This is a genomic window from Streptomyces sp. M-16 (genome assembly GCF_052114405.1).
Classification (GTDB): Bacteria; Actinomycetota; Actinomycetes; order Streptomycetales; family Streptomycetaceae; genus Streptomyces.
In genome coordinates this window covers 1-25,401 of sequence record NZ_JBFRER010000055.1, presented here as the reverse complement: position 1 = coordinate 25,401, position 25,401 = coordinate 1, and the positions used below count along the sequence as shown (strand labels likewise).

Genomic DNA, 25,401 nt, shown 5'->3' with positions numbered 1-25,401 from the left:
CCGGGCGGGACCCGGCGGGTCCGGGTGCGGCGGGGTCCGGCGGTCAGGACTTCGTGCACCGCGGCAGGCCCGCCGTGTCCCCCTTGCCGATCTTCTCCAGGGCCTTGGTGGCGTCGTCGATGGTGGAGACCTTGACCAGGGTCAGGCCGTCGGGGGTGTGCGCCGAAGCGGAGGCGCAGTTCTCGGCCGGGGTGAGGAAGTACTCGGCGCCGGCCTGGCGGGCGCCGATGGTCTTCATCTGGATGCCGCCGATGGGGCCGACCTTGCCGGTGTCGTCGATGGTGCCGGTGCCCGCGATGAACTTCCCGCCGGTCAGGCTCTGCGGGGTGAGCTTGTCGACGATGCCGAGGGCGAACATCAGCCCGGCGCTGGGGCCGCCGACGTCGGCGAGCTTGATGTCGATCGGGAACGGGAAGGCGTGGTCGGTCCCGGCCCGGATGCCGACGATGGCGTGGCCGTCGTCGGGCGCCTTGCCCGCGGTGATGGTGACCTTGGTGCTGCCGGTGGGCTCGCGGTTCTCCTTCTCGGCCGCGGCGGCGTCGGCGGCCGGGACGATGGTGAACTCCACCGGCTCCCCGGGCTTGTGCTTGGTGACGAGCTTCGCCACGTCGCCCGGCTCGTTGACCGGAGCGCCGTCCACGGCCTTGATCACGTCCCCGGCGTGCAGCTTCCCCTCGGAGGGGCTGCCCTTGACGACGGTGGAGACGATGACGCGGGCGGTGACCGGGATGCCGAGCTGCTTGAGGGCGGCCACCTTGGCGCTCTCCTGCGACTGGCTGAACTCCTCGGCGTTCTCCTGCGTCGATTCCTTGTCCGTCTTGCCGTTCGGATAGAGGTTCTCGTGCGGCACGACGATGTTGTCGCCGGCCACCCAGCCGTAGACCGCTTCCAGCAGGTTCATGTCGTAGTCCGCACCGGTGACGCGGACCGTGGTCATGTTGAGGTGACCGCTGGTCGGGTACGTCTTGTGGCCCGAGATGTTCAGGACCGGCTCGCCGCGCGAGTCGCCGAGCGTGTTCACGGTGGGGCCCGGGCTCATCTCGGAGTACGGGACCCTGACGAACACTCCTACGCAGAGCAGCGCGAACAGCACGAGGAAGGAGGCGAGCATCGTCGCGGTGCGGCGTGGCATGGCTCGACAGTACGTGACGGCCTTTGCGGGCGGCCCCCGGGGCCGGTCCGTACGGGGTCCCCGGGCGGAACTCTCAGGGGATTCTCAGCGGAGCCGAACCTTCCGGCGGAGGGGCTCGCGGTACTGCCCGCGGTGCCTCCCCGCGGAGCCGTCCGGCGGTGCTTCCCGGCGGGACTCTCGGCGGGACTCTCGGGACGCGTCAGACGGCGTCGGAACCGGAGTGCGCCTTCTCTTTCATACGGGCCCGATGGGCCCGGTCGACCTCGTCCATGACCTCGCGGAACCTCGCGTAGCCGGCGAGCTCGGATATGTCGCCTTGCGTGCGGTCGCGTGCCGCCCAGCTGCCCCATATCGCCGCCCCGATCGCGGCGAACAGCGGAATCAGCAACCACGCCAGTGACGCCATGGACGTGCCTCCCTGCCCCGAAAGTACGTGTCGTCGATGACTCCAACGCTCGTGCCCGGGAAGGGGTTACGCAAATCGAGGGCGTGTTGCGCGGCCGAACGGGTGTGAGGCTACTCCCCGGCGGGGAGACCCCGGCGTCCGGGGTGCCCGTTCCCGGCCGTGCGCGTCAGCAGGCGCCGACCCACTCCTCCGTGCCGTTGGAGAACGTCTGGTGCTTCCAGATCGGGACCTCGTGCTTGAGGTCGTCGATCAGCATCCGGCAGGCCTCGAAGGCCTCGCCGCGGTGCGGGCAGGAGACGGCGACGATCACGGCGAGGTCGCCCACCGCCAGGTCGCCGACGCGGTGGACCGCGGCCAGCGCGCGGACCGGGTACTTCTCGATGACCCGGTCGGCGACGCGCCGCATCTCGGCCTCCGCCGTGGGATGGCAGGAGTAGCCGAGCGAGTCCACGTCGGCGCCGCCGTCGTGGTTGCGCACCGTGCCGACGAAGAGGGTCGTACCGCCCGTGGCGTCGTCGCCGACGGCCCGGAAGACCTCGTCGATGGAGAGCGGGGCGTCACGGATCTGGAGCAGCCGGATCGGGTCCTGAGCGGCCTGCTCGCCGGGGTGGTCGAAGTGCGGTGCCATGTCTTCCATCGTGCCCTAGCGGCCGGGGTCGTGGAATAGCCGATTCGCCCGGGCCCGGCCCGCCCGGTTGGGAGCCTCCTACAGGAGCCCCGCCGGGCGGGGCTCCTGTTCAGATGCCCCGGCGCCGGCGGGCCCGGCGGACCGCGGCGGCGGCGCCCAGGAGGGCCACCGTCGCACCCGCGGCGCCGGCGGCGGTGGCGGCGTCCTTGCGCCCCAGCCTGCGGCCCGCGACGGTGTGCCGGCCCGCCACCTCCTGGAGCAGCTCGGCGAGCACCTCCTCGTTGGTCCAGCGGGGCCGCCAGCCCGCCGCGTGCAGCCCGCTGACGCTGACCACCCACGGGTGCATCGTGTACGCGAGGTCCCCGGCCGGGGACGGGGTCAGGCCGATCCGGTGCAGCCGGGCCGCCGCGCCCAGGGCGACCGCCGAGGGCAGCTCCATGCGGCGGATGCCGCTCAGCTCCTCGACCTCCTCCTGCTCCAGCCAGCCCTCGCAGCCGACGGCCAGCTCGCCCTCGGCCTTCTCCAGCGCCGCGTACTCCAGGGCGCTGACCAGGTCCTCCACGTGGCAGAACTGCCAGGTGGGCCGGGATCCGGCGACGACGAGCAGGCGCGGGGACTCGAAGTACCGGGTCAGGGCGGTGTCGGTGCCGCCGACCAGCACCGCCGGGCGGACCACCGTCACGTTCAGCCCGGGGTGCGCCCGCGGGGCCCGGCGGCCCAGGCGCTCGATCTCCAGCAGGTCGCCGACACCGGTCGCCTCGGCGGTGGCGCGCAGCTCGGAGTCCTCCGAGAGCGGGATGTCGTTGTCCGGGAGGGCCCCGTAGACCATGGCGGAGGTGCACAGCACGACCCGGTGCACGCCGGCCGCCGCGGCGGCGGTCAGGACGGTCTGGGTTCCGCGTACGTTGTACGCGGTACGGGCCGCGGGGTCGGTCTCCAGGTCGAGGTCCAGCGCGAGGTGGACCACGACGTCCGCGCCGCGCAGCTTCTCCGCGATCGCGGGGTCCCGTACGTCGAGCACGTGCCACTGCGCGGACGCGCAGTCCCCGCGCCGCTCGTCGATGGCGACGACCTGCTTGACCTCGTCGGACACGGCGAGCCGGGCGACCAGGGCCGCGCCGACCCCGGACGCGGCGCCGGTCACCGCGATCACGGGGCTGTGCCGGCGTGGTTCGGCCTGGTTTCGCGACTGGCGAACGCCGGGGGCGCTGTCGCCGTGCTCGGGGCGGATTTCGGCGTCGTGCGGCGCGCGAGCCTGCGGATCTGGGGAACTCACCGGGCGTCTCCAGCGGTTGTCTTCAGTAGGGACGCGTCGTGACGCGTACCCACCAGGTGATGTCCATCCTGCCGCAGCCCAGGAGTCGGCGGAGCACCGAGCCCGGAAGCGGGAGTGGTGTCTACGCTGGGTGGTGTTGTCGGACCATTGCCCGTCGGCTCCCGCCGACGGCCCTACGAGCCGAGGAAACCCGTGAGCGACACCCCATTCGGATTCGGCCTTCCGCCGGAGGAGCCGGAGAACGGCGACGAGGGCAAGAAGGGCGGGCAGGGCGGTCCCGCGAATCCGTTCGGGTTCGGCCCTGGCGGCCTCCCTGGCGGTGCGGACAATCCCTTCGCCGCGATGTTCGGCTCGATGAACCCGAACGACCTCGGCGCCGCCTTCCAGCAGCTCGGCCAGATGCTGAGCTACGAGGGCGGTCCGGTCAACTGGGACATGGCCAAGGACATCGCCCGCCAGACCGTCGCCCAGGGCACCGCGGACGGCGTGAAGGACGTGAGCGTCGGCGTCGCCGAGAAGTCGGCCGTCGAGGAGGCCGTGCGCCTCGCCGACCTGTGGCTGGACGGGGTGACCTCCCTCCCGTCCGGCGCCAACACGGCCGTGGCGTGGAGCCGCGCCGAGTGGGTCGAGGCGACCCTGCCGGTGTGGAAGGAGCTCGTCGACCCGGTCGCCGAGCGCGTCGGCGCGGCCATGGGCAGCGTGCTGCCCGAGGAGATGCAGGCCATGGCGGGCCCGCTGCTCGGGATGATGCGCTCCATGGGCGGGGCCATGTTCGGCCAGCAGATCGGCCAGGCCGTGGGCACGCTCGCCGGCGAGGTCGTCGGATCCACCGACATCGGGCTGCCGCTCGGTCCGGCCGGGCGGGCGGCGCTGCTGCCGCTGAACATCGAGGGCTTCGGCAAGGACCTCGGCGTCCCCTCGGACGAGGTCCGGCTGTACCTGGCCCTGCGCGAGGCCGCCCACGCCCGGCTCTTCGCCCATGTGCCGTGGCTGCGCTCGCACCTGTTCGGCGCGGTCGAGGGCTACGCCCGCGGCATCAAGGTGGACACCTCGAAGCTGGAGGACGTGGTCGGCCAGCTCGACCCGTCGAACCCTGAGCAGCTGCAGGAGGCGCTCCAGGGCGGCATGTTCCAGCCGCAGGACACCCCGGAGCAGAAGGCCGCGCTGGCCCGTCTGGAGACGGCGCTCGCGCTGGTCGAGGGATGGGTGGACGCGGTCGTGCACGAGGCGGCCAAGCCCCGTCTGACCTCGGCCGACGCGATGCGCGAGACCATGCGCCGGCGCCGCGCCTCGGGCGGCCCGGCGGAGCAGACCTTCGCGACGCTGATCGGGCTGGAGCTGCGTCCGCGGCGGCTGCGCGACGCCTCGCGGCTGTGGGCCTCGCTCACCGACGCGCGCGGTGTGGACGGCCGCGACGGGCTGTGGGAGCACCCGGACATGCTGCCGACCGCCTCCGACCTGGACGACCCGGACGGTTTCGTCCACCGCGAGCAGCTGGACTTCTCCGAGATCGACAAGATGCTCGGCGAGGCCGCCCGCAAGCGCGACGAGGACGGCCGCGGCGGCGACCAGGACGGCGAAGAGAACGACCAGGACGGCGAAGAGAAGAAGTGAGCCTGCACGAAGACGCGGTCCTGGTCCTGAAGCGGTACGAGGGCCAGCCCGAGCTCCGCGACCTGTACCTGGAGCACCTGGCCGCCCACCCGGACGGGGTCTACAAGCCCTGCGGGGCCGGTCACCTCACCGGCAGCGCGCTGGTCGTGGACCCGCAGCGCGGGCGCGTCCTGCTGACCCTGCACAAGAAGCTCGGCATGTGGCTCCAGATGGGCGGGCACTGCGAGCCGGGCGACACCACGCTCGCCGAGGTGGCGCTGCGCGAAGCCGTCGAGGAGTCGGGGATCGCCTCCGGGCTGACCCTGCTGCCGGGCGGGCCGGTGCGCCTGGACCGGCATCCGATCCCGGCGCCCTGCAACTGGCACCTGGACGTGCAGTACGCGGCGCTGGCTCCGGCCGGTGYCGTGGCGGAGATCAGCGAGGAGTCGCTGGACCTGCGCTGGTTCCCGTACGAGGAGGTGGCGGCGGTGGCCGACACCTCGGTGGTGCGGCTGCTGGAGGCGACCCGGGCGCGCCTGGGCGCGTAGGGCCGCCGGTACGGCGGAGGGGGCCGGTCCGGGCGGACCGGCCCCCTCCGCCGTCGCGCGGGGTGCGGTGGCTCAGTTCCAGGCGTTGTTCTGGTTCTGGGCGTGGGCGCCGTGCTGGCCCATGCCGTACTGGGCGGCCATGCCCTGTCCGAGCTGGGCGTTCTGCGGCGGGAGCAGCTCGCTGGGCTGGACCAGGGCGAAGCCGGTGCCGAGGAAGCTGAGCTCCCAGCCCTCTCCGGTGTTGCCGCGGCGCCGCCACACGCCGGTGGAGTGCGTCTGGGCCTGCATCTGCACGCGCAGGGAGGTGGACCAGGCGACGATGGCATCGGCGTCGGCGTTGACGTACTTGTCGGGGGTGACCTGCATCATCAGCGGCTGACCGGAGGTCATGAGCGCGACCTTGCCGCGGCCGCTGATGTTGAGCTGGTACTTGCCGGAGCCGGAGATGCCGTACTGGCTGTCGACGGCGATGGCCTCGGTGTGCAGGGTGGAGTCCAGGGCGAGCACGTAGCTGCTGTCGACGGTGAGGCCGTCCTGGTCGACGTCGACGACGTGGACGTGCTGGGCGAGGTTGGCCAGGTAGACGGTGCCCTGCCCGGAGCAGCGCATCAGGTCCCGGCCCTCGCCGGTGCGGGCGCGGGCGGTGCGCTGGGTGGTGCTCTGGTACTCGCCGTCGAAGTCGACGATGCCCTGGTAGGCCACCATCGCGCCCTTGCGGGCGAGGACGTCGTCGGAACCGGTCAGCGAGACCCGCAGGAGCTGCGGGTTCTGGACGGTGTACCGGTCCTGGGACTGCGCTTCCGCGTAGCCGAAAAGTGAGCTCTGCATGATGTGTCCGCTCCCCCTCAGCCCCGGGTCCGGAGCCGGTCGGTGCTGTCCTCGCTGGGCTGTACGACGACGATGCCCTGGCCGGAGAAGGCCATCTGGTAGGCCTCCCCGCTGCCCCGGCCGATCATCGACGAGGCCTTGAAGCTGCGCTTCCCCTTGACCTTGAGGTTCGGGGACCAGGCGACGAGCGCGTCCGGGTCCACGTAGGTCTCGTCCTCGCCGCGGCCGCAGTCGACGACGATCGGGGTGCCGCGGGAGGTGATGGCGACCCATCCGGTTCCGGACACCTGGACGTTGAACAGGCCCTGGCCCGCGAACTTCGCCATGCCCTTGACCCGCTCGACGCCCCACTTGAGGTGGGCGTCGAAGGCGAGGAGGTTGGTGCCGTTGACGGAGAGGGCGTCGTTGTTGAGGTTGACGCAGACGACGTCGGCGCCGTAGTCGGCGAGGTAGAGCAGGCCGTCGCCGGTGCACTTCATCAGCGGGGCGCCCTCGCCGGTCAGCCACTGCGAGGCCATCTGGCGCACGGCCGGGGGGTTGGGCTCGTACTGGACGAAGCCCTCGTAGGCGACCATCGAGCCGGTGCGGGCGAAGAGGTCCTGGCCGCTCTGCATGGCGACCTTGAGCATGGCGCGGCCGTGGTTCTCCATGCGGGCCGTGACGGGGGTGGGGGCGTAGCCCGCGAGCTGCTGGTTCATTGCGTTCATGGCGTTCATGTGGGGCTCCCTCAGACCTCGTACGGCTGGACGACGATGAAGTTGCCGGGAGCGCCGCGGAACTGGAGGTTCACGGTCTCCCCGCTGTGGCCGGGGTAGGCGTTGCGCCGCAGGCGCACCTGGCTGGAAATGATCACCTGGGAGGCGGCCGACCACGCGACGATGGCGTTGCTGTCCGCGAAGGTGGTCGGGGTGACGGGGAGGACGACGGGGGCGCCGTGCGTCTTGACGATCACCGTGCCGGAGCCCTGGAAGAGCATCGTGAACAGGGCGCCGCCGGGGATGCCGTGGCCCTCGATCCGGCGGACCTCGTGCTGGAGGGACTCGTCGAAGGCGAGGACGCTCTCGGCGGAGACGCAGATGCCGTCGCCCTGGAGCTCGATGGCGTGCAGGTGGGCGCCGTTCTCGGCGAGGAAGACCTGGCCGCGGCCCGAGCAGCGCATCAGCTGCATCTCCTGGCCGGTGGCGTTGCCGACGATGCGGCCGGCGAAGCCCGCGCCCTTGTAGCTGAAGTCGACCTTGCCCTGGTAGAGGACCATGCTGCCCTGGCGGGCGAGGACGGGCTGGCCGCCCATCGACAGGTCGACCCGCATGAGCTGCTGGTTCTGCGGGGTCCAGCGGGCGCCCGTGGGGGCTTCCTTGTACGGCTGGAGGGCGGCGGCGAGGCCGTGGCCGGCGGCCTGCGGGGCCTGGCCGTAGGCGGGCGGGGGCTGCTGGCCGTGGGCCGGCTGCTGCTGGCCGTAGCCGGGCTGCTGACCGTACTGCTGGCCCGGGACCTGGCCGTACGAGGGCTGCGGCTGCTGGCCGTAGGGCGCGGGGGCCGGGGCGGGCGGCGGGACCTGGGCGCCGTACGAGGGGTGCGGCTGCTGCTGGCCGCCGTACGAGGGCGGGCCGGGCTGCTGCGGCGGGTGGGGCGGCTGGCCGTACGGGGCCGCGGAGGCGGGCGGGGCCAGCGGGGCGATCATGGTCGGCGCCGAGTGCACCGGTGCGGGGGCCGGGGGCTGGGGCTGCTGCGGCGGGGCCGCGTAGGGCGCGGGCTGCGGCGGCTGGGGCTGCTGCGGCGGCTGCTGCTGGGCGGGGGCGGCGAAGGCCGGAGCCGGGGCGGCCGTCTGCGGGGGCGGGGCGAAGCCGGGCGCGGCGGGCTGCGGCGGGGCCTGGGCCGGCACCTGCTGCTGCGCCGGCTGCTCCTCCTCCTCGGCGACCTCGCCGCCGAAGTTCTTCAGCAGCGCGGCGAGTCCGCCGTCGAAGCCCTGGCCGACGGCGGCGAAGCGCCACACGTCCTTCAGGTAGAGGTCGCCGATCATCAGCGCGCGTTCGGTGCTGAACTCGGAGCCGGTGAAGGAGTACCGGACGACTTCCTCGCCGCCGGCCACGATGCGGATGTAGCCGGGGCCGATCTGCGACATCTGGCCGGCCCCGTCGAGGGTGGCGCTGAAGGACAGCTTCCGGACGGCCGCCGGCACGCGGTCGAGGGTCACCCGGAAGGATTCCGTGTCACCGGCCTGCGGGCCGAGCTGCTGGATGGACTCCTCGGGCGACTTCGGCTGGTTGTAGAAGACGAAGTAACGGTCGTCCGAGAGCTGCTCGTTGGCGTCGAGGCCGAAGCAGCTGATGTCGAAGGTGAGCCCGGGCCCGGCGATCTGGACGCCCACGTACAGATCGGTGCCCGCTGTCAGATCACTGATCTTGGCCTTGTGGCCGCGTTGGAATTCCCTGGCCATACGTCCGACCGTCCCCCATCCCGACTGTGAATGCGTACCGCTGAATGCGTGCCGCTCAGGCTAACGGCTCCCGCGGACATCCGGCCAAGCCGGTACCGACCCGGTACACAATCGCGTTCCGTGACAGAAGGTCATTCCTCGCGGGCGCCCGGAATCCGGGGGAGGCGTTCCGCGGCGACCACGCCTTCGAGGAATCCGCGGGCCCGCTCCGTCTTCGGGTAGTCGTCCAGCAGCTCCCAGAAGCGGGGGCCGTGGCCGGGCACCAGGAGGTGCGCCAGCTCGTGGAGCAGCACGTAGTCGACGACGTACTCCGGCATGCCCTGCAGGCGGTGGGAGAGGCGGATGCTGCCCTCGGCCGGGGTGCAGGAGCCCCAGCGGGTGTTCTGGTTGGTGACCCAGCGGACCGAGCGGGGGCGGGCGCGGCCGGCGAAGTACTGCTCCGACAGGTGCTCGGCGCGTTCGGTGAGTTCCGTGTCGCCGAGGGTGCGCTTGCTCTCCTGGGCGGCGAGCTTGTCCAGCATGACGCCCACCCAGCGCCGCTCCTCCGCCTCGGACATCCGGGCAGGGATCAGCACGACCGTCCGGTCACCCTCGCGGTAGGCGGATACGGTCCTGCGGCGGCGCGCGCTCCGGCGGACTTCCACGGCGCGCTGGGGTGGGTCGGCGGACACGCCTCGAAGGTACCCGGTCGTCGTGGTGGAAGTCCCGCGCGTCCGCCGGTCGAACGAGATCGAGGCGCGGGCGGCGCCGGAGGGGGGTCCGAACGGGGCGCCTCCGGACCCTCGCTCTCCATCTCATATGCCTAATACACCCCGCCTGTGGACAAACTCCCGCACGCCCGGCGGAAGACGGGCATGGTGGCGGAAGAAGAGAAGGCGCGGCGGAGGGGCGGTGGTCCCCGGCCGCGCGTCGGGACGCACCACCACGAGGGGGAAGCCGTGTATCCGAAGGTGAAGCCGGCCCTGGCACGGGCCTGGAGGGATCTGCAGACGGTCCAGTTCGGTGTGACGCCCGCGCACGCGGTGGTGCTCGGGCCGGTCGACACGGCCACGGGCTCGCTGATCGACCGGATCGACGGCACGCGGGGCATGGACCTGCTGCGGACCGAGGCCCGGGGGATGGGGCTCCCGGAGGGGCAGGTGGACGAGCTGGTGCGGCGGCTCGCGCGCGCCGGCCTGCTCGACGACGTCACGGCGGGAGGGGCGCGGGCCCAGGCGGTGCGGCGCCGCCCCGAGGCCCTGGAGCGGCTCGGGCCCGATCTGGGCTCGCTCTCACTGGTGCACCGTGAGCCGGGCGGTGACTTACGGGGCCTCGCGGCACGCCGGGCGATACGGGTCCAGGTGCGCGGGAGCGGCCGGGTGGGGGCGGTGGTCGCCGCCGTCCTGGCGTCGGCCGGGGTCGGGGCGGTCGACGTGCTCGACGGGGGCCGGGTGACCGTGGCCGACGTGGCGCCGGGAGGGCTCGGTCCGGCCGATGTGGGCCGGCTGCGGGCCGAGGCCGCGAGGGCCCTGGTACGGGGGTCGGCGCCGGGGAGCCCTCCGCGCGCCGGGGATCCCGAAGGGCCGGAGCCCTGCCCGGCGCTGGTGGTGGTCGCGCCCCGGGACGGGCTGCAGGCATGGGCCCCCGATCCGGCCGCCGCGGCCGACTGGGTCGCCGCGGGCACCCCGCACCTGTACGCGGGGGTGCTGGAGGGGACGGGGCTGGTCGGCCCGCTGGTGCTGCCGGGCGCCACGGCCTGCGCCGGATGCATGGAGCGCGACCGCGTCGACCGGGATCCGGCCTGGCCGAGGATGCTGGTCCAGTGGCGGTCGGCGCACCGCCGCCGGGATGCGGGCGCCTGCGACGTGGGGCTGTCCACGGCGGTGGCGGGGCTGGCCGCGGCACACGCCCTGGCCTTCCTCGACGGAGAGCTGCCCGCCTCCACCGCCGCCCGCTGGGAGGCCGCACTTCCGGGGGCGCACTGGGAGCGGTCCCCGCTGCGCCCCCATCCGGACTGTCCCTGCGCGGCGGCGCCCGCCGTGGCCGCCCCGGCGGTGCGGTCGTGAACGGCCGGAGTCGCGGCGGACCGGGGGCGGGTGCCCGGGTCCGCGGGCCAGGGGGCTCGTGACAGGATGCGTCGGGGGCCGAGGGGCCGTCCCGGATCCGCCGCTCGCGGCGCAGCCGTCTGGGAACAGGAGGGGCATATGTCTGATCTTCCCCGGAAGGCGGTCACCCGTACCGTCAAACTGGCCGCGCTGCCGCTCGGCATCGCCGGCCGGGCGACCTGGGGGCTGGGCAAGCGGATCGGCGGGAAGTCGGCCGAGATCGTCGCCCGGGAGCTCCAGCAGCGCACCGCCGAGCAGTTGTTCCGCACGCTCGGCGAGCTGAAGGGCGGCGCCATGAAGTTCGGGCAGGCCCTGTCGGTGTTCGAGTCGGCGCTTCCCGAGGAGGTCGCGGGCCCGTACCGGGCGGCGCTGACCAAGCTTCAGGAGGCGGCCCCGCCGCTGCCGACGGCGCGGGTGCACCAGGTGCTGGCGGAGCGGCTCGGCGAGGACTGGCGGGAACTCTTCGAGGAGTTCGAGGACAAGCCCGCCGCGGCCGCCTCCATCGGGCAGGTGCACCGGGCGGTGTGGCACGACGGCCGGCAGGTCGCGGTCAAGGTCCAGTACCCGGGGGCCGGAGAGGCGCTGCTGTCGGACCTCAGGCAGCTGAGCCGCTTCGCCGGACTGCTCGGGCCGCTGATCCCGGGCATGGACGTGAAGCCGCTGATCACCGAGCTGCGCGACCGGGTCGCGGAGGAGCTGGACTACGAGCTGGAGGCCGAGGCGCAGCGCGCGCACGCGGACGCCTTCGACGCCGACCCGGACGTGGTGGTCCCGGACGTGGTGCACCAGGGCGACCAGGTGCTGGTGACGGAGTGGATGGAGGGCACCCCGCTGTCGGAGGTGATCGCCGACGGCACGCGGGAGGAGCGCGACCGAGCCGGACAGCTGCTGGCCCGGTTCCTCTTCTCGGGGCCCGCGCGCACGGGGCTGCTGCACGCCGATCCACATCCGGGCAACTTCCGGCTGATCGAGGGGGCGGACGGCCGGATGCGGCTGGGCGTGCTCGACTTCGGCACGGTCGACCGGCTGCCGGGCGGCTGGCCCAAGCCCATAGGCCGGTCCCTGCGGTTGACCCTGGACGGGGACGCCGAAGGGGTCTACGGCCACCTGTGTGCCGAGGGGTTCGTGAAGGAGTCCATCGAACTCGACCCGGACGCGGTGCTCGACTACCTCAAGCCGATCATCGAGCCCGCCGAGGCGGACGAGTTCACCTTCACCCGGCCGTGGCTGCGCGGCCAGGCGGCGCGGATCGCCGATCCCCGCTCCCCCGCGCACCAGTTGGGGCGGCAGATCAACCTGCCGCCCTCGTACCTGCTGATCCACCGGGTGACGCTGAGCACCATCGGGGTGCTGTGTCAGCTGGGTTCGACGGTGCGGCTGCGCGACGAACTGGAGTCCTGGCTGCCGGGGTTCCTGCCCGAGGACTGAGTCCCGGGGTCCGGCCCGGTGTCGGCCCGGGTCACCACCAGGCGGAGTCGAGGCGGCCCTCGATGGCCCGGAGGTTGGCCCGCGCGCAGTCGACGCAGAAGTACTGTCTGGTGCCGTTCTCCACCGAACAGGTCCAGGTGGGCGGGGCTCCGTCCGGGGAGCGGGCGCCGCAGCGCGCGCAGACGACGGGCTGGGCCCCGGGTCCCGGAGGGTCGGGGTGGGGAGTCTGCTGGTCCACCTCCAGACGATATCCCCGCGGAGGGCGTCCGGGCCCCGCAACGCACCGGGGGGACCGGTCCGTTCGGACCGGTCCCCCCGGTGCCGGGTCACCCGCTCGGTGACCCGGTGGCTCGGTGAGCCTCAGTGCATGACGGCCATGGCGAGCGCGCGCCGGGCGCGCATGGAGACGCGCTCGGCCCTGCGCTGCATGCGCCGTGCGGCGACCAGGCGCAGGGCGTGACGCTCGGCGTCCGCCTCACGCATGCGGTCGTCCATATGGGCACGGGCCAGGGCTTCTGGGATGAGTTGCATTTCGCGGGTCCTGTTCTGACGCGAGGTGATCGCGCCGGCGGTGATGAAGTCTGCGGTGGCGGAGCCGTGCGGCTGCTCGCTCGTGGTGGCGTAGGGGGACATGGGGGCCTGCTTCAGGGGGTCGCGCGTCAAGGGGCGGTCGATGGTTCCGATGGCGGTCATGCCGCTGCAACCGGGTTCTTGCGCGGACGGCCACGGGGACGCTTGCGCGCCACCACGACGCCCTGGACGAAGAGCTCTCCGCCCCAGACGCCCCAGGGCTCGCGGCGCTCCTGGGCGCCGGCGAGGCAGGCCTCGACCAGCGGGCAGGTGCCGCAGAGGGACTTGGCGTACTCGACGTCGGCCGGGGACTCGGCGAAGAAGACCTCGGGGTCGAAGGTGCGGCAGGGAACGGGTACGCCGAGGTTCTCGATGGCGTCGTCGAGCGCGGTGAGCGCGGTGAGGGGGGTCAAGGTGGAGTCCTCCGGGACTGCGGGCGGGGAGATCGTTCGGTTCTGCGGTACGGACGGGGCGTGCGCTTCGAGTTGCACGGTGTTTTCTTCCTCGTCTTGTTCGACTAGTCGTTCCGGCCGGTTGGCCGGTCGCGGCTTGGTACCTGGTCTTGCCAGTCCCGAGGCCCCTTCGCTCCGTCGTCCCCGTTCGGGGACAAACAGAAGGGCCGCGGATCCCGGGTGGGGTTCCGCGGCCCTGAAGGCGCCGGCCTGATCATGCGATCAGGCTGGATCACTCCAGGGTTCGAGCCCGCGGAAGGCCCACATCAGGTGGTGCTGCTGCTTCTTCGTCTGCGTCTGGGATCCGGCACCGGCTGCGGCCGCGAAGCCATAGGCGCCATGCGCCTGGGCTTCCAGTACTGCCACCGGTGCCTGGGTCGGTCGCTCATTGCGCTCGCTGACCGCAAGGGTCGCCAGCAGGGCGGGCCGGTCAGCGGAAATCGCGGACAGACCGGTACCCAGGAGGGAGACGGAACCGAGCAGGCAGGAAGCGTCGACCGAGCGATCGGTCATTTTGGTGAAGGTCATGAAGCTGGTCACTGGTCTCGCCTCCTCTCGGCGTCTCGGGGACTCGGCCCGGAGGCCTGTCCCATGCGTATTCGGATAAGTACAGCACGGATCCGGGGCTTCGGAGAAGCCACCGTTTCCGTTGCTAAGAACCTATGGGGATTCGCTGGGCATGTGCAAACTATTTTTCCGACGAGTTTCTACGCGTCGTCAGGATCCGCGCCCGCAGGCTCCTGGCCTGCGCAGATGGCCAGGACATCGGCGCCGTACCGCTCAAGCTTGCGGCCACCCACGCCGGAGATCATCGAGAGCTCCCCCGCCTCGGCGGGCGCGGCCTCGGCGATGGCCATCAGGGTCTTGTCCGTGAACACGCAGTACGCGGGCATCCCCTGGAGCTTCGACTGGCCGGCACGCCAGTCGCGCAGCCGTTCGTAGAGGCCCTCGTCCATGTCGGACGGGCAGTCCTCGCAGCGCATCAGCTTGATGTCGCCGGCCTCGGTGAGGGTCCTGCCGCAGACCCGGCACAGCGCCGGTCCACGGCGGCCGCGCTTGCGGGCCGCTCCCGCGTCGGGCCCGCCCGGCCGGCTGCCGGGGACCACGGAGCCCGGCCGCAGGCCGTTCAGGAAGCGGCTGGGGCGACGGGAGGCCCTACCGCCCGGAGCCCGGGAGAGCGCCCAGGAGAGGGTCAGGTGGTGCCGCGCGCGGGTGACCCCGACGTACAGGAGCCGGCGCTCCTCCTCGACCTGTTCGTCGGTCTTGGCGTAGGTGATCGGCATCATGCCGTCGGTGAGGCCGACCAGGAACACGGCGTCCCACTCCAGGCCCTTCGCCGCGTGCAGCGAGGCGAGGGTGACGCCCTGGACGGTCGGCGCGTGCTGGGCGGCCTTGCGCTCCTCCAGTTCGACGGCGAGGTCGGCCAGGGTCACGCCGGGCCGGCTGCGGGCGAAGTCCTCGGCGAGGCGGACCAGCGCGGCCAGGGACTCCCACTGGTCGCGCACGGCTCCGGAGCCGGCGGGCGGTTCGGTGGTCCAGCCGGTGGAGCTGAGCACGRCCCTGACCTGGGAGCCCAGTTCCACCACGTCTTGCAGCAGCGGGTCGTCGCTGCCGCCGGAGCGTGCGGCTCCGCGCAGGGCGAGGACGGCCTTCTGGACCTCGGCCCGCTCGAAGAACCGCTCGGCCCCGCGCAGCTGGTAGGGGACCCCGGCGTCGGCCAGGGCCTGCTCGTACACCTCGGACTGGGCGTTGATCCGGTAGAGGATGGCGATCTCGCCGGCCGGGACTCCGGCCGCGATCAGGTCCCGGACCCGGCCGGCCACGCCCTCGGCCTCGGCGGGCTCGTCGGGGTACTCGGCGTAGGCCGGGTCCGGGCCGGGCTCGCGCTGGGAGACCAGCTCCAGGCGGTGCTCGGCGGCCCGGCCCCTGGCCTGGCCCAGCAGGCCGTTGGCCAGGTGGACCACCTGGGGGGTGGAACGGTAGTCGCGGACCAGCTTGACCACGGTGGCCTGCGGATAACGGGTGCGGAAGTCGAGCAGGTGGTCGGGCGTGGCCCCGGTGAAGGAGTAGATGGTCTGACTGGCGTCGCCGACGACGCAGAGGCTGTCGCGGTCGCCGAGCCACAGTTCGAGCAGGCGCTGCTGGAGCGGGCTGACGTCCTGGTACTCGTCCACCACGAAGTGCTGGTATTGGGCGCGGATCTGCTCGGCGATGTCGTGGCGGTCCTGGAGGACGCCGACGGTGAGGAGCAGCACGTCCTCGAAGTCGATCATCCCGCGGTCGCGCTTGAGCTGCTCGTACGTGCCGTAGATCTGGGCGATCTCGGCCAGGTCCCGGGGGGCCTCGCGGCCGGCCTTGAGGGCGGCGGCCGGATAGTCGGCGGGCACGGTCTGGGTGACCTTGGCCCATTCGATCTCGCCGGTGACGTCGCGCAGCTCGTTGCGGTCGAGGCGGATGCGGCAGCGGGCGCCGGCCTCGGCCACGAACTGGATCTTGCGCTCCAGGAGCCGGGGCAGCTCGCCCCCGATGGCGCGGGGCCAGAAGTACTGGAGCTGGCGCAGGGCGGCGGAGTGGAACGTGCGGGCCTGGACCCCGCCCGCGCCGAGGGTGCGCAGGCGGCCGCGCATCTCCCCGGCGGCACGGTTGGTGAAGGTGACGGCGAGCACGCTGGCCGGCATCAGCCGCCCCGAGCGGACCCCGTACGCGATGCGGTGGGTGATCGCGCGGGTCTTGCCGGTGCCGGCTCCGGCCAGCACGCACACCGGGCCGCGCAGGGTCGTGGCGACCTCGCGCTGCTCCGGGTCCAGGCCCAGGAGCACGGCGTCCGCGGCGTCTGCGTCGGCCGGGGAGACTGAGGAGTGCGTTGCTGCTGTCACCCCGCCATGCTGCCAGGTCCCGAGGGGCGGCCGGGATGACCGTCCACAGGCGAGGGGCGTCCGTCATACCGTCACACCGGCCCCACCAGCCGGAGCGTCCGCAACAGTCGGATCCGTCACACCGGCCGTCCCGGCCTGCGTACCGGGAATGGCGCGGGGGCGGGGGACGTTCGATTACTCGGACCGATCACCGAGACCCGGTCCACCGAGACCTCCCAGAGGAGCGAGCATGCAGGACACGGGCACCGTCACGATGTACAGCACCACCTGGTGCGGCTACTGCAACCGGCTGAAGAAGCAGCTGGACCGGGAAGGCATCGCGTACAACGAGATCAACATCGAGCTCGACCCGGAGTCCGCGAAGTTCGTGGAGCAGGCCAACGGCGGCAACCAGACCGTCCCCACCGTGCTCGTGAAGTCCTCCGCCGGCAGCGAGTCCGTCATGACGAACCCGAGCCTGGCCCAGGTCAAGCAGGCCCTCGCCGTCTGACCGGCCCCCGGCCCACATGCAGAGCGGCCCTCGCTTCGGCGGGGGCCTCCTGCATACGGGGGCCGGCCGTCAGACGGTCGTGGCCGGCTTCGGCAGGGGCTGGCCGTACCAGAGCTCGACCAGCCGGGCCGCGATGGAGATGCCCGACGGCGGCAGGACCTCGCCGGCCTCGATCGCGGCGCGCAGGTCCTCCCGGGAGAACCAGCGGGCCTCCTGGATCTCCTCGCCGTCGACCGTGATCTCCGAGCTGACGGCCCGGGCGGTGAAGCCCAGCATCAGGCTGTACGGGAACGGCCAGGGCTGGCTGGCGACGTACTCGACCGTGCCGACCTTGACGCCCGCCTCCTCCCACACCTCGCGGATCACCGACTGCTCGATGGACTCGCCCGGCTCCACGAACCCGGCCAGCGTCGAGAAGCGGCCCTCGGGCCAGTGCACCTGGCGGCCCAGCAGCGCGCGGTCCTGCTCGTCCGTGACCAGCATGATCACGGCCGGGTCGGTGCGCGGGTAGTGCTCGGCGCCGCAGCCAGGGCAGCGGCGGATGTGCCCGGCGGCCGCGACCACCGTGCGCTCGCCGCAGCGGGAGCAGAAGCGGTGCATGCGCTGCCAGTTCTCCAGCGCCACCGCGTGGACCATCAGCCCGGCGTCGCGCGGACAGAGCAGCAGCCCGGCCTCGCGCAGTCCGGCCGGGCGGGCGGACTGGTCCATGCGGCCCGGCAGGGAGTCCTTCTGCAGCGCGAAGTACCGTACGCCGTCCTCGTCCGTCCCCAGGAAGTAGCGGTGGGTCTCGGTGACCGGGGCCTCGAAGGCCGGGGTCATCACGATGGCGGTGCCGCCGTCGGGGGTGTCGTCGATCAGGACCTGGCCGCCGGAGACGACGAAGACGCGGGTCGTCGGGTGGCTCCAGGCGGCGGCGAGCCACGCCTCGTCGAGGCGGTGGTGCGCGGCGCGGTCGATTCCGCTGGGCGCGGCGAGCGAGATCGGGCGCTCGGGCTCGGTATGGGTGCTCACAGGTACTTCCAACTCCCCCGGTGTGTGGGACAAGGCAGGCTGCTCGGGTGGCGGTGCGGTGCGTGCGGTGCGTGCGGTGCGTGTTGCGGTGCGCGTGTCAGGCGGTTGCGGGCTTCCAGTGCTCGGCGAGGTCGCCCCACAGGTAGGCGGTGGTCTCCACTCCCTTGAGGAGGAGGTCGAGCTCGACCTTCTCGTTCGGGGAGTGCCAGCCGTCGGACGGCACGGAGATACCGAGGAAGAGGACGGGGGCGTCCAGCACGTCCTGGAGGTCGGCCGCCGGACCCGATCCGCCCTCGCGGGTGAAACGGACCCGCTGCCCGAAGGCGCGGCCCATGGCACGGACGACCGACTGCAGTGCGGGGTGGTCCAGCGGGGTCAGGCAGGGCCGGGTGGGGGCGCCGAAGACGATGGAGTGCCGGATCCCGGCGGGCACGCGGGCCGCGACCCAGTCCCGGACGGCCGCCTCGACCTCGTACGGGTCCTGCCCGGAGACGAGGCGGAACGACAGCTTCAGGTGCGCCGAGGCGGGCACGATGGTCTTGCCGCCGGGGCCCTGGTAGCCGCCGCCGATGCCGTTGACCTCGGCGGTCGGGCGGGCCCAGACGCGCTCCAGGGTGGAGTACCCGGCCTCGCCGGCGGCCGCGTGGGACTTGGCCGTACGGAGCCACTCGGCCTCGTCGAAGGGCAGCTCGGCGATCAGCGCGCGCTCGGTGTCACCGAGCTCGGCGATGCCGTCGTAGAAGCCCGGGATCGTGACCCGGCCGTCCTCGTCGTGCAGGGCCGCGACGAGGCGGGCGGCGGCGGTGGCCGGGTTGGGCACGGCGCCGCCGAAGGCGCCCGAGTGGATGTCCTGGTCGGGGCCGTGGAAGTCGATCTCGCAGTCGGCGACGCCGCGCATGCCGGTGCAGACGGTGGGGGTGGTCTCGGACCACATGCCGGTGTCGGAGACGATCACGACGTCCGCGGCGAGGCGCTCGGCGCGCTCCTCGACGAGGGCGCGGAAGTTCGGGGAGCCGGACTCCTCCTCGCCCTCGATCAGCAGCTTGAGGTGCACCGCGGGGGCCGCGGCGCCGGTGGCCGCGAGGTGGGCGCGCACGCCGAGGGTGTGGAAGAAGACCTGGCCCTTGTCGTCGGCCGCGCCGCGGCCGTACATGCGGCCGTCGCGGACCACCGGCTCGAAGGGCTCGGAGTGCCAGCCGTCCGCGAGGGCGGCGGGCTGGACGTCGTGGTGGCCGTAGACGAGGACGGTCGGGGCCGCCGGGTCCTCGCTGGGCCACTCCGCGAAGACCGCGGGCGCGCCGGGGGTCGGCCAGACCTCGGTGACCGGGAAGCCGGTCTCCTTGAGCTTCGCCGCGAGCCATTCGGCGCTGCGGCGCACGTCGCCCGCGTGCTCGGGCTGGGCCGAGACGGACGGGATGCGCAGCCACTCGGCGAGGTCGTCGAGGAAGGCCGCGCGGTGGGTGTCGATGTACGTGCGGACGACGCTGTCCGGCAGGGTTTCGCTCATGGCCCCGAGCCTATCCGTCCGCCTGAGCGTCACCGTCCGTGCCCGTTTCGCCTTGGAGGATCCGCTCAAGGCGGGCCCGTCCGGGCAGGTCACGGGGGCGGATGACGCGGCCGCTGCGGACGTGGAGGAAGGCGGCGGAGACCCGGTCGAGGGAGGTCCCGGTGACTTCCGCCCAGGCGAGGCGGTACACGGCGAGCTGGAGGGGATCGGCCTGGGTGGTGCGGCCGGTCTTCCAGTCGACCACCTCGTACGAGCCGTCGGGGTTCTTGTAGACGGCGTCGATCCGGCCGCGGATCACCCGGCCGGCGAGCGTGAGCTGGACCGGGGCCTCCATCCGGTACGGCGTCCGCTCGGCGTACTCGCTGCGCTCGAAGGCGGCCTTGAGGGCGTCGAGGTCGGCCTCGTCGGCGACCTCCTGGTCGGAGCCGGGCAGCTCGGTGGCGGGGTCGAGGAGGTCGAGGAGCGGCAGGGGCAGCTCGTCGAAGCGGGACTCCACCCAGGCGTGGAAGCGGGTGCCCTGGCGGGCGGCCGGCTGCGGAGGTCTGGGCATGGGGCGGGCGAGATCGCGTACGAAGCCCTGCTCGTCGGCGGCCAGGCGCATGAGCTGGCTCGCGGAGAGGGCGGAGGGCAACTCGACGTCGCGGACGGCCGCCCGTGCGCGGCGGAGTTCGCCTTCGAGGGCGTCGAGATCGCGGTCCCAGGAGGCGATGGCGCGGGCCTCTTCGGGGGTCGGGGGCGGGGCGGCGGAGCCGTTGGGGGCGCCGGGGGCGGAGGAGCCACCGGCCGGGCGGGGGCCGGGCAGCCGTGCGGAAYCGCTGCCGCGGGGGGCTTCGGCGGGGTGCGCGGTCTCCCCGGCCCAGAGGTCGTCGGACCCGCCGGGCTCCGCCGCCCGGGGGTCACCGGCCCGGGGCGCCGCCGCCGGGGCGTCACCGGCCCGGGACTCCCCCGCCCAGGCGTCGTCAGCCCAGGGCTCCAGCGCCCAGGGGTCATCGGCCGAGGACTCGGCCACCCAGCCGTCACCGGCCCCGGGCGCCGCCGCCCGGGGGTCATCGGCCCGGGGGGCCGCCGGGGCGTCACCGGCCCCGGGCGCCGCCGCCCAGGGGTCATCGGCCGAGGGCTCGGCGGAGCCGCCCGGTGCCTCGCCGGGCCAGGGTGCGTCGTACCAGGCATCGTCGGGCGCGGGCCCGGCGCCGCCCATGGTGGGTTCCCCGCCGCGGGTGGCCTGGGCTTGGCCCGGCCGCGCGGTGGTCCCGCCCGTCCGCCCCTGCCGGGGCCCGGCAGGGGCCCCGTTCCCGGAGGAGTCCGGCCAGGAGCTGCCGTCGTCGAACGGGTCCGGCCACGGGGCATCGTCCCCGGGCGAAGCCGGCCGACCCGGACGGCGGGCATCACCCGTGGACGGCGCCCGCCACCCGGCACCGCCCTCGGACGGGTCCGGCCACGCCTCCGTGTCGTACGACGGGTCCTCGCAGTGCGGGGGCCACAGGTACGGGTCCTCGGAGGGCGGGGGGCCCGCGGCGAGGTGGGATTCGACCAGGGCCGCCGCCCGGCGGCGCAGGGCCAGGGAGGCGGGGTCCAGGGGCAGGGGCCAGGAGTGGTCGGGAGCCGAGCCGGAGGCCAGGGCGGGGTTCTCCGCGTCGGCGTCGGGCTCCGGCGCCCAGGCCTCGATCTCCCCGAATCCGGCCTCGCAGTGCGCGCGCAGGGCGTCCAGGAACGCCGAGGGGCCGCGTCGGCGCTTCTGCGTCGGGCCCCACCAGTGGCCGGAGGCCAGCAGCAGGGAGCGCGGCCGGGTGAAGGTGACGTACCCGAGGCGGAGTTCCTCGGTCTGCTTGTGGGTCTTGAGGGCGGCCTTGAAGGACTTCAGGCCCGCCGAGGTCCACTCCGGGTCGGCGGGAAGGGTGGGGGCGTCGCCGCGCAGGCGGTACGGGAGGACCTTCGCGTACGAGGTCCAGGCCTCGGGCGGCTTCTCCTTCGGGAAGGAGCCGGCGCACAGGTCGGGGACGACGACCACGTCCCACTCCAGCCCCTTGGACTTGTGGGCGGTCAGGACCTTGACGGTGTTCTCCCCGCCCGGCAGGGCGTGGTCCAGGCCCTTCTCGTACTGGGCGGCCGTGCGCAGGAAGCCCAGGAAGGCGAGGAGGCTCGCCTCTCCGTCGAGCGCGGCGAAGCCGGCCGCGACGTCCATGAAGTTCGACAGGGTCTCGCGGCGCCGGGCGGCCAGCGCGTGCGGGGACGCGGAGAGCTCGACCTCCAGGCCGGTGGTGGCCAGCACCCGGTGCAGTACGTCCATCAGCGGATCGGCGAGCGAACGCCGCAGGTCGCGCAGCTCCTGCGCGAGGTGCGCGAAGCGCACCCGGGCGGCGGCRGAGAAGGGCAGGTCGTCGGGGGCGGCATGGCCCGCACCGTCGAGGAAGGTCTCCAGCGCGTCGGCGAGGGAGACGATCTCCGCCGGGTCCACGCCCTCGACCGCCGCCGCGAGCCTCCCGTCGGGGCCGTCGTCCGCGGCGGCGCGGGCCACCAGCTGCCGGGCCCGGCGGCCGAGCAGGGCCAGGTCGCGGGCGCCGATGCGCCAGCGCGGACCGATGAGGACCCGGACGAGGGCGGCGTTGGCCCCCGGGTCCTGGAGCACCTCGCACACCGAGACCAGGTCGGCGACCTCGGGGAGGTGGAGGAGGCCGGACAGGCCCACGACCTCCACCGGCACGTCACGGGCCACCAGCACGGCCTGGATCTGCGCGAAGTCCGCGGCGGAACGGCACAGCACCGCGATCTCGCCCGGTTCGGTCCCCGTACGCACCAGGTGGGCGACGGAGTCCGCGAGCCACTCCAGCTCCTCGGCGTGCGTCTCCAGCAGGGCGCAGCGCACCACGCCGTCGCGTTCGGCGCCCGGGGCGGGACGCAGCGCCTCGACCCCTTCGTGCAGGGCGCGCAGCGGGGCGGCGAGGCCGTTGGCCAGGTCGAGGAGGCGGCCGCCGCTGCGCCGGTTCTCGCTGAGGGAGAGCCGGGTGGCGGGGCGCCCGTCGGCGTGCGGGAAGTGGGCGGGGAAGTCGTCGAGGTTGGCGACGGAGGCGCCGCGCCAGCCGTAGATGGCCTGGCAGGGGTCGCCCACGGCGGTCACGGCGTGCCCGGTGCCCCCGCCGAAGAGCCCGGAGAGCAGCAGCCGCTGGGCGACGGAGGTGTCCTGGTACTCGTCGAGGAGGACCACGCGGAACTCCTCGCGCAGCAGGGTGCCGACCTCGGGGCGGGTGGTGGCGAGCCGGGCGGAGAGGGCTATCTGGTCGCCGAAGTCGAAGAGGTCCCGGGAGCGTTTGGCCGCACGGTAGCGGGCGACCAGTTCGAGCAGCTCCAGGCGGCCGCGGACGGCCTCGGGGACCTTGCGGAGGTCCTCGTTGGTCAGTCTGACGTCGGCGAGGGAGTCGAGCAGTTCCGTGTCGTACGCGCGCAGCCCGTCCGGCTCGACGAGGTGCTCGGAGAGTTCCCCGTCGAGCGCGAGGAGGTCGCTGACCAGGTCGGGGACGGATTTGGTGAGGGAGGGGTAGGGGCCGGGGGCTTCGCGGATCACCTTCGCGGCGAGCTGGAAGCGGGTGGCGTCGGCGAGGAGGCGGGCGCTGGGCTCCAGTCCGATGCGCAGGCCGTGGTCCTTCAGGAGCTGGCCGGCGAAGGCGTGGTAGGTGGAGATCCGCGGCTCGCCGCCGGCCGCTTCGGCCTCGGCCGGGGAGGGGTCCGGGTCGGTGACGCCGGCCCGGGCGAGGGCCTTGCGCACGCGTTCGGCGAGCTCGCCGGCGGCCTTGTTGGTGAAGGTGAGGCCGAGGACCTGCTCGGGGGCGACCGCTCCGGTGCCGACGAGCCAGACCACGCGGGCGGCCATGACGGTGGTCTTGCCGGAGCCGGCCCCGGCGACGATCACCTGGGGGGCGGGCGGGGCGGTGACGCAGGCCAGCTGTTCGGGCGTGAAGGGGATCCCGAGGAGCTCCTTGAGCTGCTCAGGATCGGTGAGTGCGGGCGCGCGCCCGGACTCGTACGCGGTCACGGCGGTCACCTCGAAAGGCTATCCGCCGCCACCGACATCGCGGTCCGGCGTCTCATTCGACGGTCTGCCGGCCCTCGGGACGGGCACTGCACGCACTGCGGAAGGAGCAGCGTTTGCAGTGTTCGCCGGTGGCCGGGGCGAAGCGTTCGTCCAGGACCCGGCCGGCGGCGGTGGCGAGCAGGTCGCCGACCCAGGCGCCGGACGGGCCGTCGTCGAGGGGCTGCTGTGCCTGGACCTTCGGGACCTCGTCGCCGCCTTCCTTCTTCGCGGCGCCCTGGCGCAGCTGCACGAGTTCGGCCCCGCCGGTCCCGGGGCGCAGGCCGTCGAAGACCTCGTCGACGGCGCCCTCGCGGACGGCGAGCTGGTAGACGGCGAGCTGGGGGTGGCGGGCGACCTCGTCCTTGGTGGGCGCGCCCTTGCCGGTCTTGAAGTCGACGACGTAGGCGCGGCCCTGCGGGTCGGCCTCGACGCGGTCCATGGAGCCGCGGATGCGGACGGCGTACTCGCCGGCGTCGAGGGTGACGTCGAAGTCGTGCTCGGTGGCCACGGGGACGCGGCCGGCGCGGTCGGTGGTGTGCCAGCGCAGGAAGCGTTCCAGGGCGGCGCGGGCGTTGTCCTTCTCCTGGCGGGACTTCCAGGGGGCGTCGAAGGCGAGGGCGTCCCAGACGGAGTCGAGGCGTTCCATCAGGACGGCGAGGTCGGCGGGGGTGCGGCCGGAGGCGACCTCGTCGGCGAGGACGTGGACGACGTTGCCGAAGCCCTGGGCGGCGGTGGAGGGGGCGTCGGCCTTGACCTCGCGGCCCAGGAACCACTGGAGGGAGCAGGTGTTGGCGAGCTGGTCCAGGGCGCTGCCGGAGAGGGCCACGGGACGGTCGCGGTCGCGCAGGGGGACGGTGGAGGCGGTGGGCTCGTACAGGCCCCACCAGCGCTGGGGGTGCGCGGCGGGCACCAGGGGGCGGTCCTCGTCGTCGGTGAGCGCGGCGAGGCGGGCGAGACGGCGGGCGGCGGCGTCGCGCAGGGCGGGCGAGGCGTCGGGGTCGACGGTGGTGGCGCGCAGTTCGGCGACGAGGGCCGGGACGGCGAGGGGGCGGCGGGGGCGGCCGGTGACGTCCTTGGGGGTGACGCCGAGTTCGGTGAGGAAGCGGGAGGGCTGGTCGCCGTCCTCGGCCGGCGCCTTGACGGCGGTGACGACGAGGCGGTGGCGGGCGCGGGTGGCGGCGACGTAGAACAGCCGGCGCTCCTCGGCGAGGAGGGCGCCGGGGGTGAGGGGCTCGGCGAGGCCGTCGTGTCCGATGCGGTCGGCTTCCAGGAGGGAGCCGCGGCGGCGCAGGTCCGGCCAGAGGCCCTCCTGGACGCCGGCGACCACGACGAGGCCCCACTCGAGGCCCTTGGAGCGGTGTGCGGTCATCAGGCGTACGGCGTCGGTGCGGACGGCGCGGGTGGTGAGGGTGTCGGCGGCGATGTCCTCGGCTTCGAGCTGTTCGAGGAAGTTCAGGGCGCCGCGGCCGCCGGTGCGTTCCTCGGCGCGGGCGGCGTTGTCGAAGAGGGCGCAGACGGCGTCGAGGTCGCGGTCGGCGTTGCGGCCGGAGGTGCCGCCGCGGCGGGCGCGGCGCTCCAGGCGCTGCGGCCAGGGGGTGCCGTCCCACAGGGTCCACAGGGCCTCTTCGGCGGTGCCGCCGCCCTGGAGGAGCTCGCGGGCCTTGCGCAGGAGCAGGCCGAGGCGCTGCGCTCCGCGGGCGTACGCGGGGTCGTGCGCGGTGAGCCGTTCGGGCTCGGCGAGGGCGCGGGCCAGCAGGACGTCGGAGGGTGCGGGGACGGTGACCCCGGCGGCCCGCTCCTCGTCGCGCAGGGCCCGGCCGAGGCGGCGCAGGTCGGCGGGGTCCATCCCGCCGAGCGGGGAGGAGAGCAGCTCGATGGCGGCCTCGACCCCGACCCACCCGTCGCCTCCGGCGGTTTCGGCGGCTTCGGCGGCTTCGGCGGCTTCGGCGGCTTCGGGCTCCGGGGCGTCGGCCTCCGGGGCCCCGCCGGGGCCGGGCAGGCCCGGACCGGCCGGTGCCCGCCAGTTGTCGGTTCATCGTGCGTTCGCCTCGTCAGCGGTCGTGTAGTGG

21 protein-coding genes and 1 pseudogene are annotated in these 25,401 nt (G+C 73.7%); 5 read left to right on the top strand and 17 right to left on the bottom strand.

The features are described from left to right. Positions 1 to 43: 43 nt before the first annotated feature. From AB4039_RS24125 to AB4039_RS24110, 4 genes are all read right to left on the bottom strand, one after another. Positions 44 to 1,132 (bottom strand): YlbL family protein, encoded by a 1,089-nt coding sequence (locus AB4039_RS24125; RefSeq protein ID WP_266842161.1) that lies wholly within the window; start codon positions 1,130 to 1,132, stop codon positions 44 to 46. A gap of 199 nt (positions 1,133 to 1,331) precedes the next feature. Beyond that, positions 1,332 to 1,538 carry a hypothetical protein gene (locus AB4039_RS24120; protein ID WP_266842160.1) on the bottom strand — a complete coding sequence of 69 codons (207 nt, stop codon included), beginning with the start codon at positions 1,536 to 1,538 and terminating at the stop codon, positions 1,332 to 1,334. A gap of 166 nt (positions 1,539 to 1,704) precedes the next feature. After that, the gene (locus AB4039_RS24115) at positions 1,705 to 2,166 is read right to left on the bottom strand and encodes a molybdopterin synthase catalytic subunit (RefSeq protein WP_266842158.1); all 462 of its coding nucleotides are present in this window, start codon (positions 2,164 to 2,166) and stop codon (positions 1,705 to 1,707) included. Between the two features lie 109 nt (positions 2,167 to 2,275). Further along, positions 2,276 to 3,397, bottom strand: a complete 1,122-nt coding sequence (locus tag AB4039_RS24110; protein WP_442271807.1) for an SDR family oxidoreductase — start codon at positions 3,395 to 3,397, stop codon at positions 2,276 to 2,278. Between the two features lie 237 nt (positions 3,398 to 3,634). Between AB4039_RS24110 and AB4039_RS24105 the strand changes: the two genes are divergently transcribed. Both AB4039_RS24105 and AB4039_RS24100 read left to right on the top strand, forming a co-directional pair. Next, positions 3,635 to 5,056, top strand: a complete 1,422-nt coding sequence (locus tag AB4039_RS24105) for a zinc-dependent metalloprotease (RefSeq protein ID WP_266842154.1) — start codon at positions 3,635 to 3,637, stop codon at positions 5,054 to 5,056. Continuing rightward, a complete protein-coding gene (locus AB4039_RS24100; protein WP_442271802.1) occupies positions 5,053 to 5,583 on the top strand; it encodes an NUDIX hydrolase in 531 nt (176 codons plus the stop codon). The genes AB4039_RS24105 and AB4039_RS24100 overlap by 4 nt, the downstream gene beginning before the upstream one ends. A 72-nt stretch (positions 5,584 to 5,655) precedes the next feature. Here AB4039_RS24100 and AB4039_RS24095 read toward each other — a convergent pair whose 3' ends face one another. The 4 genes from AB4039_RS24095 to AB4039_RS24080 all read right to left on the bottom strand — a co-directional run bounded on the left by AB4039_RS24095 (position 5,656) and on the right by AB4039_RS24080 (position 9,519). Further along, positions 5,656 to 6,411, bottom strand: coding sequence for an AIM24 family protein (locus tag AB4039_RS24095; protein WP_442271801.1), 756 nt, complete (start codon positions 6,409 to 6,411; stop codon positions 5,656 to 5,658). Positions 6,412 to 6,428: 17 nt separating this feature from the next. Next, positions 6,429 to 7,109 (bottom strand): AIM24 family protein, encoded by a 681-nt coding sequence (locus AB4039_RS24090; protein WP_266844018.1) that lies wholly within the window; start codon positions 7,107 to 7,109, stop codon positions 6,429 to 6,431. Positions 7,110 to 7,138: 29 nt separating this feature from the next. Then, positions 7,139 to 8,848, bottom strand: coding sequence for a TerD family protein (locus AB4039_RS24085; protein ID WP_442271800.1), 1,710 nt, complete (start codon positions 8,846 to 8,848; stop codon positions 7,139 to 7,141). 131 nt (positions 8,849 to 8,979) lie between these two features. Next, the gene (locus AB4039_RS24080; RefSeq protein WP_266842148.1) at positions 8,980 to 9,519 is read right to left on the bottom strand and encodes a M48 metallopeptidase family protein; all 540 of its coding nucleotides are present in this window, start codon (positions 9,517 to 9,519) and stop codon (positions 8,980 to 8,982) included. A 267-nt stretch (positions 9,520 to 9,786) separates the two neighbouring features. On the opposite strand from AB4039_RS24080, the gene AB4039_RS24075 reads away from it, so the two are divergent. Together AB4039_RS24075 and AB4039_RS24070 are read left to right on the top strand one after the other, a co-directional pair. Then, positions 9,787 to 10,893, top strand: coding sequence for a ThiF family adenylyltransferase (locus tag AB4039_RS24075; protein ID WP_442271799.1), 1,107 nt, complete (start codon positions 9,787 to 9,789; stop codon positions 10,891 to 10,893). 138 nt (positions 10,894 to 11,031) lie between these two features. Further along, positions 11,032 to 12,360 (top strand): ABC1 kinase family protein, encoded by a 1,329-nt coding sequence (locus AB4039_RS24070; RefSeq protein ID WP_266842145.1) that lies wholly within the window; start codon positions 11,032 to 11,034, stop codon positions 12,358 to 12,360. Positions 12,361 to 12,391: 31 nt separating this feature from the next. On the opposite strand, the gene AB4039_RS24065 is transcribed toward AB4039_RS24070, so the two are convergent. The 5 genes from AB4039_RS24065 to AB4039_RS24045 form a co-directional block, all read right to left on the bottom strand. Then, positions 12,392 to 12,598, bottom strand: a complete 207-nt coding sequence (locus AB4039_RS24065) for a hypothetical protein (RefSeq protein ID WP_266842144.1) — start codon at positions 12,596 to 12,598, stop codon at positions 12,392 to 12,394. 122 nt (positions 12,599 to 12,720) lie between these two features. Further along, positions 12,721 to 13,053 carry a hypothetical protein gene (locus AB4039_RS24060; protein ID WP_030225914.1) on the bottom strand — a complete coding sequence of 111 codons (333 nt, stop codon included), beginning with the start codon at positions 13,051 to 13,053 and terminating at the stop codon, positions 12,721 to 12,723. After that, positions 13,050 to 13,421 (bottom strand): WhiB family transcriptional regulator, encoded by a 372-nt coding sequence (locus AB4039_RS24055; RefSeq protein WP_030225917.1) that lies wholly within the window; start codon positions 13,419 to 13,421, stop codon positions 13,050 to 13,052. Before AB4039_RS24055 ends, AB4039_RS24060 begins: the two co-directional genes overlap by 4 nt. A gap of 183 nt (positions 13,422 to 13,604) precedes the next feature. Next, positions 13,605 to 13,922 carry a hypothetical protein gene (locus AB4039_RS24050; protein WP_373915907.1) on the bottom strand — a complete coding sequence of 106 codons (318 nt, stop codon included), beginning with the start codon at positions 13,920 to 13,922 and terminating at the stop codon, positions 13,605 to 13,607. 167 nt (positions 13,923 to 14,089) lie between these two features. After that, entirely contained in the window at positions 14,090 to 16,258 is a 2,169-nt protein-coding gene (locus AB4039_RS24045; protein WP_442271798.1) for an ATP-dependent DNA helicase UvrD2, read from the bottom strand. A 229-nt stretch (positions 16,259 to 16,487) separates the two neighbouring features. On the opposite strand from AB4039_RS24045, the gene AB4039_RS24040 reads away from it, so the two are divergent. Continuing rightward, positions 16,488 to 16,748, top strand: a complete 261-nt coding sequence (locus tag AB4039_RS24040) for a mycoredoxin (RefSeq protein ID WP_266842139.1) — start codon at positions 16,488 to 16,490, stop codon at positions 16,746 to 16,748. A 69-nt stretch (positions 16,749 to 16,817) separates the two neighbouring features. On the opposite strand, the gene nudC is transcribed toward AB4039_RS24040, so the two are convergent. The 4 genes and pseudogenes from nudC to AB4039_RS24020 all read right to left on the bottom strand — a co-directional run. After that, on the bottom strand, positions 16,818 to 17,771 hold the full coding sequence (nudC, locus tag AB4039_RS24035; RefSeq protein WP_442271797.1) for an NAD(+) diphosphatase: 954 nt from the start codon (positions 17,769 to 17,771) through the stop codon (positions 16,818 to 16,820). An 85-nt stretch (positions 17,772 to 17,856) separates the two neighbouring features. Then, entirely contained in the window at positions 17,857 to 19,266 is a 1,410-nt protein-coding gene (locus AB4039_RS24030) for a dipeptidase (protein ID WP_442271796.1), read from the bottom strand. Positions 19,267 to 19,276: 10 nt separating this feature from the next. Beyond that, positions 19,277 to 23,302, bottom strand: a complete 4,026-nt coding sequence (locus tag AB4039_RS24025) for a UvrD-helicase domain-containing protein (RefSeq protein WP_442271795.1) — start codon at positions 23,300 to 23,302, stop codon at positions 19,277 to 19,279. A gap of 43 nt (positions 23,303 to 23,345) precedes the next feature. Further along, positions 23,346 to 25,322, bottom strand: a pseudogene (locus tag AB4039_RS24020) (PD-(D/E)XK nuclease family protein); the annotation flags it as partial. Positions 25,323 to 25,401 lie beyond the last annotated feature (79 nt).

Bases quoted from the DNA above. Each gene is read 5' to 3' on its own strand.
- AB4039_RS24125 (WP_266842161.1), bottom strand. From the start codon at position 1,132: ATGCCACGCCGCACCGCGACGATGCTCGCCTCCTTCCTCGTGCTGTTC.
- AB4039_RS24120 (WP_266842160.1), bottom strand. From the start codon at position 1,538: ATGGCGTCACTGGCGTGGTTGCTGATTCCGCTGTTCGCCGCGATCGGG.
- AB4039_RS24115 (WP_266842158.1), bottom strand. From the start codon at position 2,166: ATGGCACCGCACTTCGACCACCCCGGCGAGCAGGCCGCTCAGGACCCG.
- AB4039_RS24095 (WP_442271801.1), bottom strand. From the start codon at position 6,411: ATGCAGAGCTCACTTTTCGGCTACGCGGAAGCGCAGTCCCAGGACCGG.
- AB4039_RS24090 (WP_266844018.1), bottom strand. From the start codon at position 7,109: ATGAACCAGCAGCTCGCGGGCTACGCCCCCACCCCCGTCACGGCCCGC.
- AB4039_RS24085 (WP_442271800.1), bottom strand. From the start codon at position 8,848: ATGGCCAGGGAATTCCAACGCGGCCACAAGGCCAAGATCAGTGATCTG.
- AB4039_RS24070 (WP_266842145.1), top strand. From the start codon at position 11,032: ATGTCTGATCTTCCCCGGAAGGCGGTCACCCGTACCGTCAAACTGGCC.
- AB4039_RS24060 (WP_030225914.1), bottom strand. From the start codon at position 13,053: ATGACCGCCATCGGAACCATCGACCGCCCCTTGACGCGCGACCCCCTG.
- AB4039_RS24040 (WP_266842139.1), top strand. From the start codon at position 16,488: ATGCAGGACACGGGCACCGTCACGATGTACAGCACCACCTGGTGCGGC.
- AB4039_RS24030 (WP_442271796.1), bottom strand. From the start codon at position 19,266: ATGAGCGAAACCCTGCCGGACAGCGTCGTCCGCACGTACATCGACACC.